General features: G+C 68.3%; 12 protein-coding genes. 5 read left to right on the top strand and 7 right to left on the bottom strand.

Annotated features, from left to right (window positions below; translation table 11 throughout):
* Positions 1-918: 918 nt before the first annotated feature.
* Positions 919-1,368, bottom strand: a complete 450-nt coding sequence (locus tag ABD481_RS21660; protein WP_344667538.1) for a cystatin family protein — start codon at positions 1,366-1,368, stop codon at positions 919-921.
* 271 nt (positions 1,369-1,639) lie between these two features.
* Between ABD481_RS21660 and ABD481_RS21665 the strand changes: the two genes are divergently transcribed.
* Positions 1,640-2,497, top strand: a complete 858-nt coding sequence (locus ABD481_RS21665; RefSeq protein WP_344667539.1) for an SAM-dependent methyltransferase — start codon at positions 1,640-1,642, stop codon at positions 2,495-2,497.
* 99 nt (positions 2,498-2,596) lie between these two features.
* On the opposite strand, the gene ABD481_RS21670 is transcribed toward ABD481_RS21665, so the two are convergent.
* Positions 2,597-3,028 (bottom strand): VOC family protein, encoded by a 432-nt coding sequence (locus ABD481_RS21670; RefSeq protein WP_344667540.1) that lies wholly within the window; start codon positions 3,026-3,028, stop codon positions 2,597-2,599.
* On the opposite strand from ABD481_RS21670, the gene ABD481_RS21675 reads away from it, so the two are divergent.
* Entirely contained in the window at positions 3,003-3,854 is an 852-nt protein-coding gene (locus ABD481_RS21675) for a M55 family metallopeptidase (RefSeq protein WP_344667541.1), read from the top strand. The genes ABD481_RS21670 and ABD481_RS21675 overlap by 26 nt on opposite strands.
* Here ABD481_RS21675 and ABD481_RS21680 read toward each other — a convergent pair.
* The 5 genes from ABD481_RS21680 to ABD481_RS21700 all read right to left on the bottom strand — a co-directional run bounded on the left by ABD481_RS21680 (position 3,826) and on the right by ABD481_RS21700 (position 12,671).
* Positions 3,826-5,964: an Hsp70 family protein gene (locus ABD481_RS21680; RefSeq protein ID WP_344667542.1), complete on the bottom strand. Its 2,139-nt coding sequence runs from the start codon at positions 5,962-5,964 to the stop codon at positions 3,826-3,828. The genes ABD481_RS21675 and ABD481_RS21680 overlap by 29 nt on opposite strands.
* Positions 5,961-6,692, bottom strand: a complete 732-nt coding sequence (locus tag ABD481_RS21685; protein WP_344667543.1) for a hypothetical protein — start codon at positions 6,690-6,692, stop codon at positions 5,961-5,963. The genes ABD481_RS21680 and ABD481_RS21685 overlap by 4 nt, the downstream gene beginning before the upstream one ends.
* Before the next feature lie 203 nt (positions 6,693-6,895).
* Entirely contained in the window at positions 6,896-9,166 is a 2,271-nt protein-coding gene (locus ABD481_RS21690; RefSeq protein WP_344667544.1) for an Hsp70 family protein, read from the bottom strand.
* The gene (locus ABD481_RS21695; protein ID WP_344667545.1) at positions 9,163-10,674 is read right to left on the bottom strand and encodes a dynamin family protein; all 1,512 of its coding nucleotides are present in this window, start codon (positions 10,672-10,674) and stop codon (positions 9,163-9,165) included. Before ABD481_RS21695 ends, ABD481_RS21690 begins: the two co-directional genes overlap by 4 nt.
* 11 nt (positions 10,675-10,685) lie before the next feature.
* Positions 10,686-12,671, bottom strand: a complete 1,986-nt coding sequence (locus tag ABD481_RS21700) for a dynamin family protein (RefSeq protein WP_344667546.1) — start codon at positions 12,669-12,671, stop codon at positions 10,686-10,688.
* 297 nt (positions 12,672-12,968) lie between these two features.
* Here ABD481_RS21700 and ABD481_RS21705 point away from each other — a divergent pair, with 297 nt between their 5' ends.
* From ABD481_RS21705 to ABD481_RS21715, 3 genes are all read left to right on the top strand, one after another.
* The gene (locus tag ABD481_RS21705) at positions 12,969-14,306 is read left to right on the top strand and encodes a condensation domain-containing protein (RefSeq protein ID WP_344667547.1); all 1,338 of its coding nucleotides are present in this window, start codon (positions 12,969-12,971) and stop codon (positions 14,304-14,306) included.
* 156 nt (positions 14,307-14,462) lie between these two features.
* Positions 14,463-14,762 carry a hypothetical protein gene (locus ABD481_RS21710; protein ID WP_344667548.1) on the top strand — a complete coding sequence of 100 codons (300 nt, stop codon included), beginning with the start codon at positions 14,463-14,465 and terminating at the stop codon, positions 14,760-14,762.
* Between the two features lie 169 nt (positions 14,763-14,931).
* Positions 14,932-17,280, top strand: coding sequence for a WXG100 family type VII secretion target (locus ABD481_RS21715; protein WP_344667549.1), 2,349 nt, complete (start codon positions 14,932-14,934; stop codon positions 17,278-17,280).
* Positions 17,281-17,488 lie beyond the last annotated feature (208 nt).

The following is a 17,488-nucleotide window of genomic DNA, read 5'->3' on the forward strand; positions in this document are numbered from 1 at the left end:
CCCTTGCCTCACAGAACGACATGGCTACGATCCGACTTCTCCCGACCACCGCCTACGCCCCAAAACCAACAATCGTCCTCGTCCACGGCCCCTTCACCGACTCCACCATCTGGCTCCCCGTAATCCGGCTCCTCCGCGAACTCGGCTATCCGGTGACATCCGCGCCGAACCACCTCCGCGGTCTCGCCTACGACGCCGCCGCAGTCCGCTCAATACTGGACGCCATCGCAGGCCCCATAGTCCTCGTCGGTCACTCCTACGGCGGCGCAGTGATCTCCAACGCCGCGACCGGAGCCCCCGACATCAAAGCGCTCGTCTACATCGCTGCCTTCCTCCCCGATGAAGGTGAAAGCTTCGGCGCGATCCTCAACGAAAATCCCGGATCATTGCTCGGCCCAGACACAACCTGGACCGTCCCCCTCCCCACCCAAGACACCGACATCTACATCGCCGAAGAACACTTCTCATCCGTATTCGCCGCGGACATCGACACCAACCAAGCCACCGACCTCGCCACAACCCAGCGCCCACTCTCCACCACCGCCCGCGACGCCGCCTCCGGCCCGCCGGCCTGGCGCAACGTACCGGCCTGGGCGCTGATAACGCTGGCCGACAACACCATCCCGCCATCAGCACAAATCACCATGGCCAAACGCGCGGGGGCATCAATCGAAACAGTGCCAGCCTCCCACGCGGTGGCGATCGCCGACCCACAAGCCGTCGTCAAAATAATCCTGGACGCCGCGCGCCACTAAACGTCACCCACCCCAACACCAACCGGGCGTCCGCCACCGACCACCTGGCCCGCAACGAACGCCCGACTCATGCCGACTCACCACTCACCACTCACCATCACTCACTATCACTCACCATGATGAGTCAACACGCATAACCCCATCCCATCCCCAACAACTCCCCTCAGCCCTTCAAAACAACCGCCGTCGCATCACTAACCGTCATAGTCCCATTCAGCGCCCGATACACCGTCCCCGCCAGCGCCTCCGTCTGCCCGCGCTCGCCGTACACGAACACCAACAGCTTGTAGTTGGTCCCCGCCACAACCTGCGTAGCAGCAGAAACAACACGGAAGTGCCGCCGCGGGCTCCGCTCCGGCAAATTGGCATTCGCCCAATCAACCAACGCCCGCCCCGCCGCCTGCACCTGCGGCCCATACGGCACCGGCGCGCAGCTGTAGCTCCCCGGCATGCCGGTCAGAATCTCCAACCCCGGCGAACCGCAGACCGCACGGTGCTGCGACGTGACAGCGTTGGCCGGCGCGACACCGGAAACGAGAACGGCGGCGGTCAACCCGGCCGCGACGACACCGGTCCGGCGGAGCTTCGCGCCGGCGCTGCGGATGATGCTCAATGAAGTGCCCTTTCCCAGGATGAAGCCGACTGGTCGGGACCGAAACTACCCTAATCACCACACATCACCCGGTATTTCACAAGATGTCGGCGTTCCTGTCATCCGACAACGGGCCCCCGCGCCGCCACCCCACCCCGCGTCACCACCCCCACCACCTCCACCCCGAATGAGCCCCCTGCGTTAAAGCCGGAACATCGTTAACATGCGCACCAAGGATCGTCATCACGACGCCCCGAGAACCATGCTCAGAAATACCGGGAGGCACCACACCATGGCGAATGACGCCGGGGCCGAGCAGGCAGCGCAGGCCGAGCAGGCAGCGCAGGACGACTACCCCTCCGTCGACCTGCGGATGGACGTACCCCACTCCGCACGGGTCTACGACTACCTGATCGGCGGCAAGACCAACTTCGAGGCGGACCGGATCGCCGCGCACGCCTCGGTGGAGGCCTGGCCCTCACTGCCGATCTCCATGCGCACCACTCGGACCTTCATGCACCGCCTGGTGCGCGAACTCACCGAGAAGCACGGAGCACGGCAGTTCCTTGACATCGGCACCGGCATCCCGACGTCGCCGAACGTGCACGAGATAGCCCAGGGCATCGCCCCCGAGGCCCGGGTCGGCTACGTGGACAACGACCCGATCGTGCTGACCCATGCCCGGGCCCTGATGTCCAGCACGCCCGAAGGCCGCACCTGCTACGTCAACGCCGACTTCCGCGACCCCGAGTCCATCATCGGCAACCCCAAGCTGCGCGAAGTCCTGGACTTCTCCCAGCCCGTGGCGCTGTCCCTGATCGCCATCGTGCACTTCGTCCTGGACGAGCACGATCCCCAGGGCATCGCGCGCCGCTTCATGGACGCCCTGGCGCCCGGCAGCTTCCTGGCCGTGACCGTGTTCACCGGCGACACCGACCCGGTCGGCGTGGGCGGCGTCAGCCGGGAGTACAACGCGCGCGGCATCCCGTTGCAGGTCCGCGACAAGGCCGAGGCCGAGGCCTTCTTCGAAGGCTTCGACCTGCTCGACCCCGGCGTCACGCTGGTGCACCACTGGCGGCCGGACGCCGACGCGGCGCCGGTCCGGGATCAGGACATCGCGATGTACGCCGGCGTCGCCGTCAAGCGCTGAACCAGCCCACCCGCCCCACCCGCCCCGGACCCGGCTACCGCCACGGCTCTGGCCTCGGCCAACACCAAGGCCACCACCGCCAAGGTCACTGGTCACTGGTCACTTCTTGTAAAAGAGAACCAAACGGTAGCCATCCGGGTCGGCCACCACGAACTCCTTCCCACCGCCCCTCCGCGCACCCGGCTCCCCCTCCGGCTTGTGCCCGGCCGCGAGAACCTCCCGATACGCCTCGTCGATATCGTCGACCTTCAGATGAACATCCCGGCCCTGCCCGACCGCGACCGGCCCGTCCGCCGCCGCCCCCGTCGCCAGGAACGTGATCCAGAACCAGTTGACGTAACACGTGGCCTGGGCCTCGTCCCGCTTACCGACACGGAATCCGATGCTCTCGTAGAACGCGACGGTACGGTCGAGGTCGGCGACTTCGCAGGTCAGTCCGGAAACACTGTTGAGCTTCATGCCACCTTGACGAACGGCGGCGCGGAAGTGTGACGAAGGGAGTGCCGTGAAGATTTTCATCTCCTCGGACATGGAGGGCACGGCCGGCGTCGTGGACTGGGATCAGTGCCGACCGGGCCGGCAGGACTACGAGCACTACCGGGACCTGCTGCAAAACGAGGTGAACGCCGCGATCGACGGCGCGAACCGGGCCGGCGGCCCGCACGAGTTCCTCGTCAACGACTCCCACGGCCGGATGGCGAACCTGCGCCCCGAACACCTGTCCGGCGAGGCCTCCTACCTCTCCGGCCGCCACAAACCGCTCTACATGATGCAGGGCCTCGACGACTCGTTCGACGCGATCTTCTTCGTCTCCTACCACGGCTCCGCCTCCGCCGGCCCCGCGACGCTGTCCCACACCTACAACCCGGCGGCGATCGCCGAGGTCCGGCTCAACGGCGTCCTGGCCGGCGAGTCGGGCATCAACTCACTGGTCGCGCTGGGCCACGGCGTCCCCGTGGTCCTGGTGACCGGCGACCAGACCACGGCCGCCGAGCTGCGGCCGTACTGGCCCGACGCGCACGCGGCGGTGGTCAAACAGTCGGTGTCGCGCTTCGCCGCCGAGAGCCTGCACCCAGCCCGCGCCGTCCGGCTGATCGCTCAAGCCGCCACCGACGCGATCACGGCCCTGCGCGACTCCCCAACACCTCCAGCCCCACAACTCAAGCTCCCAGCGACGCTCACCGTCCGCATGCGCAATCCCGACCTGGCCGAGATTGCGACGTGGCTGGAGCGCGTCGAGGCGGACCCGACCGACCCCACCGACCCGACCGTCGTCCGGCTCGTGGACGACGATCCGATCCGGCTCTACCGGACGTTCGTCACTCTCGTCATGCTGACCCGGGGGATCGCGGAGTAGACCCCGGGTCAGCCGCGTGGAGCCGGATCACGTCTCGATTCGGCCGGACGAGCATCTCGGCGCGGTCCGCAGCGGCTTTCACGTGACTGCGGAAGTCGTCGACAACCGAAGCGCAAATGGACAAAGTGTTCTCTTCGAGGAAGCCTCTCCCGACCTCCTGGACAATGGCTGCTTCAGGCGAGGATTTCCGCACCTCACGCTCAATCTTGGCCTGGAGCCGCTTCTCGCTGACCATGTGCCGCGCCTTGGGATGGATCCGCATGGTCTCGACCTTCTTCAGCGCTCGCCGCCTGACACTGCGCGCCACCAAGGAAAGGCCGGCTGCCCCCGCGATCATCAAGAGAGCGACCGCCAGCACCGGATCCCAGATATTGACGGCCGCGCCGGTCGCGGCAGCCGCAGCGAACGCGGCAACCACTGCTTCGACCACTACTGCCACCGCGACCACCGCGACACCCGCCGCGACAGTGTTGACCACGCCTATCATCCATCCGCTGATGTGCTTATAGATGTCGAGCGCCATCTTCTGCGCGATCTCGCTGTCGGCTTCGATCGGCTTGCCCACCGTGGGCTGGTAAGCAACCGCGAGCACCTCCGCGGGAACGCCGGTCCGTTCGCAGATCTTGCGAATCTCTTGGTTGATGTCCTTGGCGAGATCCTCGGTCCAACTGCTCACCGCTGCCCGGAGTTCGCTCGCGACCGTGTCAGAGGCCAGATGCTCCAGGAAGGTCCGCTGCACTTCGTCCTGGATGTCGGCGATGGTGTCGAGCTCCGCCTCCCGCCATTTCATCGCCGCCGGGATCATGTGGTCCGCCACCAGCCCGGCGCTCATAATCCGTCCGAACTCGGCGGCGAGCTTCGGCAGCTCCTCGTCGATCCGGGCCGGGATCTCGGGTCCGTCCAGATAGGCGGAGCACTCCTGCCGGAACTTGGCGACTTCGTCCTGTCGCCGGCGCAGGATCGCCAAGCCCTTAGCCACGGCCAGCTGCGGCTCGGTCCCGAGGACAACCTTCGATTCAGGAAAGACGCGGACCACCACTTGGCGGGCGTAGGTCATCCGTGACACACCGCCGGTCATCACGATCGCCTCTGGCGCCTCCTCCTTCAGGTGGGCCCGGATGGCGGACAGGTCTCGCTCGAACGCCTCGCGCCAAGTCATACCCAGCTCCGGCAAGGGCGTGGCAAAGACGTCCTCCATGGTCTCCGGCGTCAGCGTGATGGGGACCTCGATGGTCTCGCTGGCATAACCGACCTTCAGCCTGACCTTGCTTTCCACCAAGGGGTAGCTGTCGATCGGGGTCGCCGGTGGCCTGTTGCCGAAGAAGTCCTCCTTGGCCATACGACATCTGAGTTCCAACAGCCCACTACGACCGGCTTCCATCAGATATTCGTCCACCAGTTCGGGGGCGTTACCAAGCCGCTCCTTGTAGGCCGCGACCGACCGCCGCTGGATCTCCTTGTCGATCACCGACCCACCAACTGCTGTCCCGTCGTCGACGACGCAGGCGTCGGACTCCAGACCGGTCACGAGCGTGTAGTCCGCCGTCGAGGATCCAAGATCGATGATGAGGATCCGACCCGTGTCCCGACCGAGCCCAACTTCTCCGGACTGGCGGGCATGGTGCAAAGCCGCGCGCGATTCGGCAACGACCTGAACCTCCCCGCGGCAAGCATCGACCAACAGCCTCCGATATCTCTCCCGCGTCTCATCACTCCACCCCGACGGAACCCCGAAGACCCAGCGGACCGGGGTTCCCGGCGGCAGCACGGCGGCCCTGTCAAGGAGCCACAGTATTTGCCGTACAAAGAGCGTGGTTCCGCGAGTCATCGTCTTGTCGGTTAAATCAGGGCTCTTGAAAGCAATGAAGAAATCCTCGACGACCCCGCCATCCAGGATGTTCCCGATCTTGATCCGCTCCTCGATCGGAAGCGGAGCACTCGGATCGTCGGCATAGACGGCCATCACCGTCGGAAACCGCTCACCCGCCCCAGGCACCGGCAGACTCTCAGGCTCACGCGATCCCGGCCACAACACCGACAACGCGGTATCACCGTGCCCCAAGTCGAAACCGACGATCGTGACGTCGTTCCCAGACCTGACCGCTTTCATAACTTCACCTCGGGGCCAATATCGAAGGGACCTTGGTGGGCCAGACCTTTACGCCCGGGCAGGGGAACCAAGTCCCGCCCGGAAGTCTTGCGAGCGAGCGCAGGCTCATCAACCCGCACCGCCCCCGCCGGAAGCCGATCATCCAAATGAAACAGGAAACACGCCGCCGAATCGTCCGTCACTGTCTCGACAACCACGATGCCATGTGCCTTGAGCTGCCGCTTCAGAACACCAATCGGCTCGTCGAACGCACCAGGCGCAGCGAACGCCGCCTTCACCAACTCATGCAGCGTACGAAGCAGAACCTCGTCCTCGATCCAGGGCAACAACTGCCCCGGACCAGCAGCCTGACCGGGCACCGGCACAGTCTGCGAAAGCCCCCGTAGGCCGGTGCCGACCGCATCAGTCAGCATCTTCCCAACTTGCTTGGCCGAAGCCTTGGCCAACGCTTGTTCGAGGTCTGCGAGATCCTGATCAACCTTGCTCCATGCCGCGTGCTTCCCACGATTCCGCTGCGCCGGCTCAAAGGCGGCGAGTTCATCCCTGATCCCCGCGATCGCAGTCCGGCTGTTCCGCAACGCAGTCCGGTGCTCATCGACCAATCGGGCCAGGCTCTCGACCATCTGCTCAATGCCATCGGTGACCGCATCAGCACGAGCACGCTCGGCATCCGACGAGAAAACCGAGTGGCTGGCGGTCTTGAGCGCACGAACGACTCGCCCCGCCACATCGACAGTATCCGCGCCTCCACCCCCGGCACGAAAACCAGCCCCAGTCCCAGTCCCAGTCCCGGCCCCGGCCCCGGCCCCAACGCTCGCCGAGGTCCCCGCACCCTCCCCAGCCAACCCCTCCGCCTTCACCGCCGCGTCGTACTCAGCCCACAACAGCTGCAACGTCGCGGCAGCATCCTTCAGATCATCAGCAGACTCGGTCACCCCGCCCCCTCCCGCGTAAGCCGCCACAGCTCAACAGCCTCCTGCCCGACAACCAACAACCGCCGCCCATCCGGGCTGAACTCCAAATCCTGAACATTCCGCCCAGCTATCTCCACACCCCCCGAACCCTCCTCCCCCGCGACGCGAACCGCGCGGTCCGGCGTCTGCCAGGCCCCGATCCCCCCGCTGACCGCCCGCACCCACCCAGTAGGCGTCCCAGAACGAACATCGACCCGCGTCAGATCAGTCTTGAACCCGAAGAACTCCAGAACATCCTCAGAAGCCACCATCAGCTCACTGCCATCGCGCCCGAACCGCACCCGCCCGATCGGCCCGGGATAACTGAACGGCGCCGGCCTCGGCCTCCGGTCCAACGGCACCACGCACAGCCGACCCGCCATTCGCCCGTCCGCTCCAGCAGCGACAAAGAAGGCGCCCGACGGGTGCACGGCCAGCGACTCGATACTGCGCATGAGCGTTTCCGTCGTCATCGCGCGAGACCCGGTCTCGATCCGGTGCAACTCGCCCTTCCCGCTGCCCGCGAGCACCACAGCACCGTTCGCCGCGAAAGCGAGCGCGTTGACCGCTCCGGCAACCTTCGCAAAAGATTGCGTCTCGCCGCTCTCCATCAGAAGCCTGATCTCGGGCCCCGCCTCCGCCATCACGCCGAAGGCCACCGTCCGACCATCAGGAGCCCAGGCCACAGCCTGAACCCGCCCGGAGAACTCGGCCTCCTCCACCACCGCGCCACTATGAGCGTCGACGATCAGCAACCGTGCATGCGAAGGCCCGGCCGCCACGGCCAGCACCACTCGCGTGCCGTTCGGCGAGATCGCGGACGCCGTCACCGGCGCCTGGATCCGCCACATGGGCCCGGACCATTCACACAAGTCCTCGGCGCCGGCCGGGGCCAACGTAGTAAGGATCCAGTCGCCGTCGAACAGGTCCTGGCCCTCATCCAGGTGCCGGCGCAGGATCCGGCCCCGCGAGGAGGCCTTGTACTCGCGCAACGAGCCGCCAGCAAGCCGGATCATCGCCAACACATCGCCGGCCCGGAAGCACTCGTCCGGCTCCACCAGCCAGCGGGTCAGGCAGGACACCGCTTGGGGCTGGGGAGCCGTCCAGCGCAGGGGAACCACACCCGCGGACGGCCCTGGCGCGTCGACCCAGCGCGCCGCGTCCCGGCACCACTGCGCCGCACCGACGACCACGGCCTGCGCCGGGTCGCCCGCAACCTGGGGTTCGACACCGAACACGTGCCGGAGCGTCGGCGCCACGGCCGGCATCTTGCTGCCACCGCCCACCATGAAGACGGCGTCGACATCCGTCACATCCAGGTCATGCTTCGCCAGCAGGGCCCGGCAACACTCCATCGTCTCCGCCAGGAGCGGATCGGCGGCCTTCTTGAGGTCGTCGCGAGAGATCGAATACAGCGGTGCCGGATAGATCCTGGTCTCCGCCACCGGCGTGTCAGTGAGCTGATGTTTGAGCTTGCGAGCATGCTCCTTCACAGCAGCCGTGAGATAGGGATCCTCACGCGGAACGTGAGAATGTTCGACAAACCAGGCATCGAGGTGGGCCTTCAGTCCCGCGGCCACCGCCAGATCCACCCGGTCCGCACCAGAGCCCGAATCCAGACCCGAGTGGTCGACCACTTCGGGTCCTGAGTCGCCGACCCGCAGCAGCGCGACGTCGAAGGTGCCGCCGCCAAGGTCGTAAACAAGAATCCGCGCGCCCTTGGGCCAGGGCGCGGCGTATGGATCACGTGCTGTGCGCGCCGCGTACACGCCATAGGCCGCCGCCTCCGGCTCGCTGAGCAGTTCCACGTCACGGAAACCGGCCGACTGCCCGGCTCTGATCGTGGCGTCGTGCCAGGCCTTGTCGGCCGTGTGCGGCACGGTGATCAGCAACCGGCGCGGTGTGATCCCATACGTCCTGGCCGCCGTGTCCACGAGGCAGCGGAGCACTTCGGCCGCCAGTTCCTCGGGGCGATAGGGCTTTCCGTCGACCGTCAGGGGTTCGCCGGTACCCATCATCCCCTTGAAGCGGTCACTGTAGGCAGCCGGGCGGTCCAGCTTCCGGAGCTCGGCCGCGTGCCCGACCAGCCAGCCGTCGTCCGTACGGAACACGGCGGTGGGCCATTCGAAGCTGCTGGAAGCGTTCGTCAGAAGACGCTCGACTCCGGAGGGCAACAGCAAGAGCGCCGTCGTGTTCGAAAAACCGAGATCGACAACAAGAACCGGCTCGGTCAGGGTTCCCGGATTCATATCCCGTCCTCCAGCAGGGCGCGCGCGGTCCGGACCCGGTGGACGATCAGCTCGTAGCGGCGCTCGATGGCCCGCAGGACGGAGACCGCGTGGGGGTCCAGGACCAGGAGCGAATCGCGGCTGGCGGCCAGCCGGTCCAAGGCGGTGGCTTCGAGCACTGCCAATGGTGTGGACGGCGTCAGGTTCAGCCGGTCGGCCACCGACGCTCCATGCTCGCCGGCCGCTCGTCGGAACTCCTGGGCGAGGTCCTCGGGCACCACGAGTCGTCCGTCGTAAAGCCGGGTCAGCACCTCGTACTCGGCGAGGTCCTGGTCGTCCCGGACCAAGTCGGCGACGCGACGCAAGGCGCTGTCGACGGCGAAGCGCTCCCGCGCGTCGGCGGAGAGGTCGTCGGTGTTCAGGGCACTGACTCGGGTGACGACGCGGGTCACCTTGAGCAGATCGCGGCGGCGGCCGAAATGGTTGACCAGCAGGGATCGCAGTTCGGGCAGGCCGCTGCGGGCGTCGAGCTCCGTGCGCAGCTGCTCGACCGAGTCGACGCCGTCGCGGATGAGGCCGCAGGCCAGGTGGATACCATACGGCCGGAACCGGTGCCCAAGCGCGAGGCGCCGCTCGCTGGAGACCGGCAGTTCGGCGCCGCCGAATTTCTCCACGGTGATCAGGCTTTTGAGAAGCACTCTCACCGGAGCCTTCGACAACTCTTCCAGGTCACCGAAATCCGTCTCATCAAGGGTCGCAGCGGCCGCGCCGACCATGGAACAGACCGGAAAGACCCGCAACAGCAGTCGCGCGGCCTCGGGCTGCTTCATGATCTGCTGCGCGTCCCGCTCCCCCACGCGCAACGGATCGAGCTCGGGGGTCTCCGGCTGCCAGCGGCCTTCGAGCATGGTGAGCACGCCCAGGCAGCTGATCGGCGACAGCGGCCCGCGCGCGCCCTCGCCGGCCTGGAAACGCCGGAGCACCGCCGCCTCGTCGGCGGACAGGTTCGCCGTCTTGAGCACGGCGACGACGGCGTCGGCCCGGACCAGCTCGGCCAGGGTCCGGGAGTCGTCCGCGTCGTACGCCGAGCCGAAGCCGGGCGTGTCGATCAGGTCGAACCACCGCAGCGCCGGCCAGGGGCCTTCGATCTCGAACTTCCTGATCCCCGTTTGCGGTCCGGCGGTCTCCCGGTCCGAGAGGGCACGCAGCTCCTCGATCGTGATCACTTTGCGGTCGGCACGGATCGTCTGCAGGTCGCCGTAGAGCAGCAGAGCGGGCACGTAGGTCACCGGGCGGAACCCGGTGGCCAGCAGATCGGCGCCGAGCAATGCGTTGACCAGCGTCGACTTGCCCGTGCTGACCATGCCTGCGACGGCCACGGTCATCGCGCCGCGCAGCGCTTCAGCCTCCAAGTCCAGGGTCCGGCGCAGCACCGAAGGCCCGGCGGGCAACCGCTCCAGGACGGCGGCCAGGGCCTGCTCGGCGCGGACCCGGACGGCCGAGACCGCGAGCTCCGGCACAGAACCCATCGCCGAACCAGTCACGCCGGCCCGAGCCCGGCGGCGGCAACGATCCGGTCGATCTCGCGGCCCAGCACGAGCAGTTCCTCCAGCCGCGCCTCCACCTCGGCCCGCTCCGCCCCGCGGTCGGTGGCGCCGCGCGCGGCCTCGATCCGGGCGACCACCTGCCGCGCCGCCTCGCTCCGGCTCTCCAGGAACACCCGCAGCTGCGTGCCGATCGACGCCGCGTGGCTCTCCATCAGCTCGGCCAGCGACTCCGCGAAGAACGCGCGCAGGTCGGGCTCCCAATCCCTGAAGAACTTGTCCAGCGCGGCGATCTGCTCCGAGCGCGCCAGCCCCAGCGCGTTCTTCAGCGCGCCCACGAACGCCAATGTGGCGCCGACGATGGTGCCGACCATCCGGAGCTTCGCAGCACCCGGATCCTCGCGGTCCGCCGTTTTGCCCTGGAAGGTTTTGAGCAGCTCGGCGGCGAGCGTCACCGTCATCGTGCCTGGGGCCGGCGCCAGGTTCCGCACCAGTCCCGTCGCCAGAATCGCGCTCAGCCGGTCGGCGGCATCAGCCCCCTGCTGCGCACCCTGGGCGGCGGCCTCGGCGGCGCGGACCAGCATCTCGACCGGCGAGGGCCGGCTGTGGGCGCCGGCGCCGGGGACGAACGGCTCGGGCATCGGCGCGGCCGGCAGCAGGGCCTGGAGCCGGGCCCGGACCCGGTGCCCGAAGCGCTCGACGATCTCGTCGCGGACCCCGGCGACCGCCTTGTCCGCCGCCGTGCCCAGATCGGTGGACAACAGCGCCAGCCAGGAGGCGAGCAGGTCCATCAGCTGCTGCGGGTCGTCGCAGAGTTTTGCGTCGCTCCGGTACTCGTCGCGCAGGTCCTCCCACAACCGGGCCAGGCGGACGTCGGCCTCCCGAGTGAGCCGTTCGGTGTGCGCGGCGAGCAGATCGGCGACCTCGGCGGGCACCTGCTCGGCGGCTTCGGTGCTCGCGGCCAGGTCGGCGAGCGCGGCCTCGGCGGCCTCGTCGAAGGACTGCTGGTGCTGCGCGTCCCGCGCCGCGAGCACGCCGAGCGCGGCTTCGAACGGCTGGGCCAGCTCGTCGACGACCGCGCCCAGCTCGTTCAGGGCCGTGCCGAGCCGCAGCCGCTCCCGTACCCCGCGGACCGCGGGCCACAGCGCCGCTTCCAAAGCCGTCAGGTTGCTCGCCGCCAGGTCCTGCGGATCGCCGTCGGCGAGATGGATCAGGCGGAGCCGCGCCGACACCGGGACGACGACCGCGTCCTGCGCACCGGGCACCTCCTTGAGCCGGTCGCGCAGGTCGGCGACGGCGGCTGCGGGGTCGGTGGCCTGGTCGGTCTTGGTGACCGCGAACAGCAGGCGGCCGGGGTGTGCGGGAAGGTCGAGCCCTTCGGCGATCTGCTTGATGAACGCCAGCTCGGAGGCCAGCAACGGTTGGAGGGCGTCGGTCACGTACAGGACGGCGTCGGCGATCGGCAGCACCCCGAGGGTGGCGATCGCGTGCCCGCTGAACAGGCTGCCGGTGCCGGGGGTGTCCAGGATCGTCAGGTCCTCGCCGAGTTTCGCGTTCGGCAGCTCGACGACCAGCTCGGTGGCGCGGGCCCGGTCGGCGGCGGGCTCGGCGCTCTCGAGGACGTAGCCGGCCATCTCGGCCCGGGTGATCTCGCGCTCCTCGTCCGGTCGCCTCCCGTCCGGATCGGCAAGCCGCACCACGATCCGCTCGACCGGTCCGGGCCGGACGGTCACCGTCAGCCGCGTGGCCGCGCCGTCGGCGGCGGGCAACAGTCCAGGCTCCTCCAGCAGCGCGTTCAGCAGCATGGATTTGCCCTTGTCGAACTGGCCCAGCACCACCAGTACGGAGCCTGATTCCCGCAGCCGGCGCTCGGCGGCGTCGAGCCGCCGCACGGTCTGCTCACCCGCGTCCGCCGGCAGTTTCGCCGCCACCCGGTCGAACAGGGAGAGCGCATCGTTCTTGAGGACACCGAGGTCGTTCATCCGACCCTCCGAATCTACGGACCCCAGGCCCGCCAAGTGCCAGGTCAGTAACGGTTTCCGCACAGCCGCGCGGGCGAAGGCAGAACCCTGCGAAAAGCCTAGTTGAGCAGATGGCGGAATCGTTGCCGCGCGGTCAAAGGGCGGGGTAATCCCTCACCCCGGGCCCGTGGCCGTACCCGCGCCGAGCGTTCCATAGTCGCGTTCCCGCCAGTACTGTGACGGATACGCGCTTGGGGGGCGCAAGAAAACATCTGCATAACGAAATTTCACGCGCCTGCGACTTCGGAGGACTGGTCGATGACTGCCATGCCGGATCGGACCCCGGATCAGATCACGGTCGCGTTCCACGGAACGGGATCCGGGCAGGCCGCCCTGTCGTGGGGGCAGAAGGAGAACTGGTCGGCGATCGTCGCCCAGAACACCTGGATCCCGCTGGGCGGTGTCAAAGAGCTGACACCGGAGACGACGATCGAGGACATCGTCGAGGAACTCGCCTACCTGATGGGCCGCTACCAGCCGCTGCGCACCCGGCTGCGTTTCGACGAGGACGGCGTGCGGCAGGTCGTGCACGCCGAGGGCGAGATCGCGCTGGAGATCTTCGACACCGGCGGCGAGGAGGACCCCGACGCCGTCGCGGCGGCGATCCACGCGCGCTACCGCGACACCCCCATGGACTTCGCCACCGAATGGCCGGTGCGGATGGGGCTGGTCCGGCACCGGGAACGGCTCACGCACATGGTGGTGCTGATCAGCCACCTCGCGACCGACGCGACCGGCGCCGTGACGCTGATGACCGAGGTCGCGGTGCGCGAGAGCGCCCCGATCACCGGGATGCAGCCACTGGCTCAGGCCCAGTGGCAGGCCTCGGCGCCCGGACGGCGGCAGAACGAGGCGGCGATGCGCCACTGGGAGACGGCCCTGCGGACCATCGCCCCGATCCGGTTCCCCCCGTCGCAGGAGCCTGAGCTACCGCGCTACTGGGAGGCGGAGTTCGAGTCCGCGGCGATGCTGCCCGCCGTGCACGCCATCGCCGCTCGCCACGACATGGAGAGCACCACGGTCCTGCTCGCGTTGTTCGGCGCGGCGCTCGACGCCGTCGCCGGCATCTCGCCGGTGGTCGTGCGTCCCATTGTCGGCAACCGGTTCCGGCCCGGGCTGGCCTCCGTCGTGTGCACGCTGGCGCAAGGCGGGATCTGCGTGCTCGACGTCGCGGGGCTGCCGTTCACCGAGGTGCTGGAACGCGCCCGGCGCGCGGCGCTGGCCGCGTACAAGTACGCGTACTTCGATCACGACGACATGGTCGAGCTGCGCGCCCGCGTGGCCCGGGAACGGGGCACGGCCATCGACACCGGGTGCTACTTCAACGACCGCCGGTCCAGCCGGGACGCGGGCCTTCCGGTTCCGGACGCCGACCTGGCCGCCGTCATCGACACGGCCGCGGAGCCGAAGCTGCGGTGGGTGCTCGGCCAGGACGAGCCCAGCTTCGAACCCTTGTTCCTGCACGTCGAGGACTCGACGGACAGCGTCCGCCTCACCGTGAACATCGACACCCACGCCATCTCCCGCCAGGACGTCGCGACCCTGCTGCAGACGATGGCGGCCACGGCCGCGCAGACCGCCGTCGCCAGGTCGTGACCCCGGACGGGCGACCCGGCACCCGGAATCGGCACCGTGCCGTCACCGGATGTTCAATCACAGAACGTTGACACCGTCGCACGGTTTCCGTGATCTTGAAACGTGGCGGCTGCGGGGACACGCCGCTCACGGGTTGCACGACGAGGGATGGTGGTCATGGCCGACCAGTTGCAGGCGAACAGCGCGTCGTTGGACGAATTCGGGACCCGGCTGGAAGTCGCGGGGAACGAGTTCGCCGTGGCCACCAACGGCCACGCGGCCTTCCCGCCGGAGCATCCGACCGACTACCCGCCGATCAACGAGGGCCTCTGGGAGTTCCGGGACCTCTCGGACCGCTCGCTGGTCGTCGTCGACTCCTACTTCACCGCGCTGGCCAAGATGTGCCGCGTCTCGGCGGTGATCGCGCGCGAACTGGACGCGAACCTCGCCAAGCTGGTGCCGAACCCGGCGCCCTGAACCACCCGGGCACACGCCGGCGCCGGATCCGCTGGGGGGCAGCAGGATCCGACGAGCAGTCCGGCGAGTGCCCGGGCGCACCACCGCGGCCTGCGCCGCGTTCCGCTTCATCCTGCGCGGCTCACCGTTCGGGACCTCGTTCCCCTGCCCCCTTTGAGGAACCACCGGCATGTCCAACAACCGCAGCGACGGCGGGGACACCCGCTCCCTCGACTGGACGATCCTCGGCTTCGGCGCCGACCCGGTCCCGGGCGACCCGGCCTACCTCCGGGTCCTCGCCGGCGAGTTCCAGGACCGGGCCGACCGCGTCGAGCAGATCCGCCGCGAAGTCCAGTCGATGATGACCGACGAGTCCCTGATGGCCTGGCTCGGCGCCTCCGGCGACGCGTTCCGGTCGGCCATGGACCCCTTCCCCAAGCACCTGTCCGACATCCACGAGGGCTACAGCCGCGGCGGGGAGGCGCTGGTCAAGTTCGCCGGCGTCATGGAGGGCCACAAGGCCACCGCCAGCGAGGCCTACCGCGAGGGCGACGCGGCCTGGCGCGAGGCCAAGGTCGACCCCACCGACGGCATGCCGGACTTCATGCCCGACCCGCTGTCCTTCCAACGGGCCGCCGACGAACTCCTGCGCAAACACCTGAGCGTCCAGGACCAGCAGTGGGCCGGCAACGGCACCGGCCCGGTCCAGGGCGGCACCGGCAGCCCCGAGTACTTCCTCTCCAAGATCATGGCCGCCCGCGCCAAGGCCGCCCAGGCCGGCGACGACTGCGACCGGGCCAGCCAGCGCTGCGAGAGCGAGATCGGCGACGCGACCGGCTACGTGGTCCTGCCCGGCCGCCAGGGCAACCTCACCTTCGACGAGATCTTCAGCCAGCACGGCGGCAACCCCGCCGACCTGGTCCTGGTCCAGCACGGCAGCGCCGACTTCATCGCCGCCGTGGACCAGGTCCTGGCCGACGCCGGCCGCAAGGACGCCGCCGACCTGGCCAAGGCCGTGGCCGACCCCGACAACCCGGCCTCCCAGGCGATCATCGCCAAGATCGGCACCGACCTGGAGAACGCCCAGAACGACCCGGCGTTCCTCCAAGCCTTCTTCGCCGCCGGCGGCGCCGCCTCCGTCTCCAAGGTCCTGATGCAACTGGCCCCGCCCGACCTCGACACCCTGGCCATGCCCAAGGACCGCGACGCCTACAACGCCAAGGCCCTGATTAACCAGTACGCGATCGGCGTCGCCGCCGCCACCCGCCGATCCGACCTGGGCGAGATCCACCTCCCGCCGGACACCTGGGAACCGCTCTGGCACGGCGACGGCGTCCGCTCCACCATGATCCCGGCCGCCCTCCTGCTCTCCTTCGGCCCCACCGGCGACCAGTACGGCCACACCTTCATCGCCGACGCCGGCGCCCGCGTCCTGCGCTACGACGCAGGCTCCACCGACTCCTCCCGCGCCTTCCGCGACCTGTCCGAGAACACCTGGGGCCTGGCCCCCGACATCCTGCGCCGCGTCGGCGAGAACCCCGCCGCCTGCCGCGACCTGCTCGACCCCACCCGCACCCCCTCCACCCAGGTCGACGCCAACTACCAGTCCCTCCTGTACAAGGTCTCCGCCCTGCCCTTCTCCGACCACGACAAACTCGCCGCGACGATCATCCACAACGCCACCACCGACCTGACCGGCCACCCCGACAGCTCCCGCGAAGCCACCGCCGCCCTCTTCCACAACCTCAACGGCACCAACCTCACCCCCGGCCTGGCCATGTCCGTCTCCCAAGCAGCCTCCGCCCACCTCGACAGCATGATGGAGAACGCCACCAACAAGATGGTCGACGGCCCCACCACCAACGGCATCATCCCCCTGCGCCCCGAGCAGATGGACAACGTCCTCAAAAGCTTCGCCGCCGACCAACCCGCCGCCGCCAACTTCAACGGCGCCATCGGCGCCCAAGCCCTGAACCTGTCCCGCCAAGGCGACTTCGACATCCACAACGGCACCTCCGCCGACATGGAAGCCCTCAAACAACTGGGCAACCTCCAAGGCGACCTCAACCTCCACCAGCAACAAGCCGGCGTCGACATAGCCCACCAACAAGACAAGAACAACGCCATGACCCAAGCCTGGATCAAGACCGTGGTCGGCGAAGCCAACGCCGTCGGCCCCCTCCCCTTCAAAGTCATCCACGGCGCCGCCCCCGTCATGCAACCCTTCTACGAAGACCTCCTCCCCACCGACGCCGCCCAAAAAGCCGCCGCCACCGCCTCCTTCAGCCTCTCCGCAGGCGCCAGCGCCCTAGACGTCCCCCTCGTCCAAGGCATGATCGACCGAGGCCAAATAGCACCCCCACCAAACGCCCCCTGGTTCAAAAACGGCATGGTCGACCTCTCCACCCCCGACGCCCGCAACCAGTTCAACTACTGGCACGACCACCAGCAAGGCGCCGGCATGGACCTGGTCCGCACCCTGAGCGGCACGGTAACGCAGGGCTACACCCAGTCCGGCCAGGCTTGGAACATCAAGTAGGAGCGAAAAACACTTCGGGCCTGCGCCAGAACAAGGCGCAGGCCCGATGCCGACTACCGACAACCACACCAGCAACAACCCGCCACCGCCGCAGCAAACCAACCGGGTCACCACCTCCACAACTCGGCGCCGCAAGCCACAGCACCAGACCAGGAATGTCAGAGCCACGAGCCACAGCCCCCCAGACTCGGGACCAGCAGCCGCAAGC

Origin of the sequence: Catenulispora yoronensis (assembly GCF_039531695.1) — a bacterium.
GTDB classification, from domain to species: domain Bacteria; phylum Actinomycetota; class Actinomycetes; order Streptomycetales; family Catenulisporaceae; genus Catenulispora; species Catenulispora yoronensis.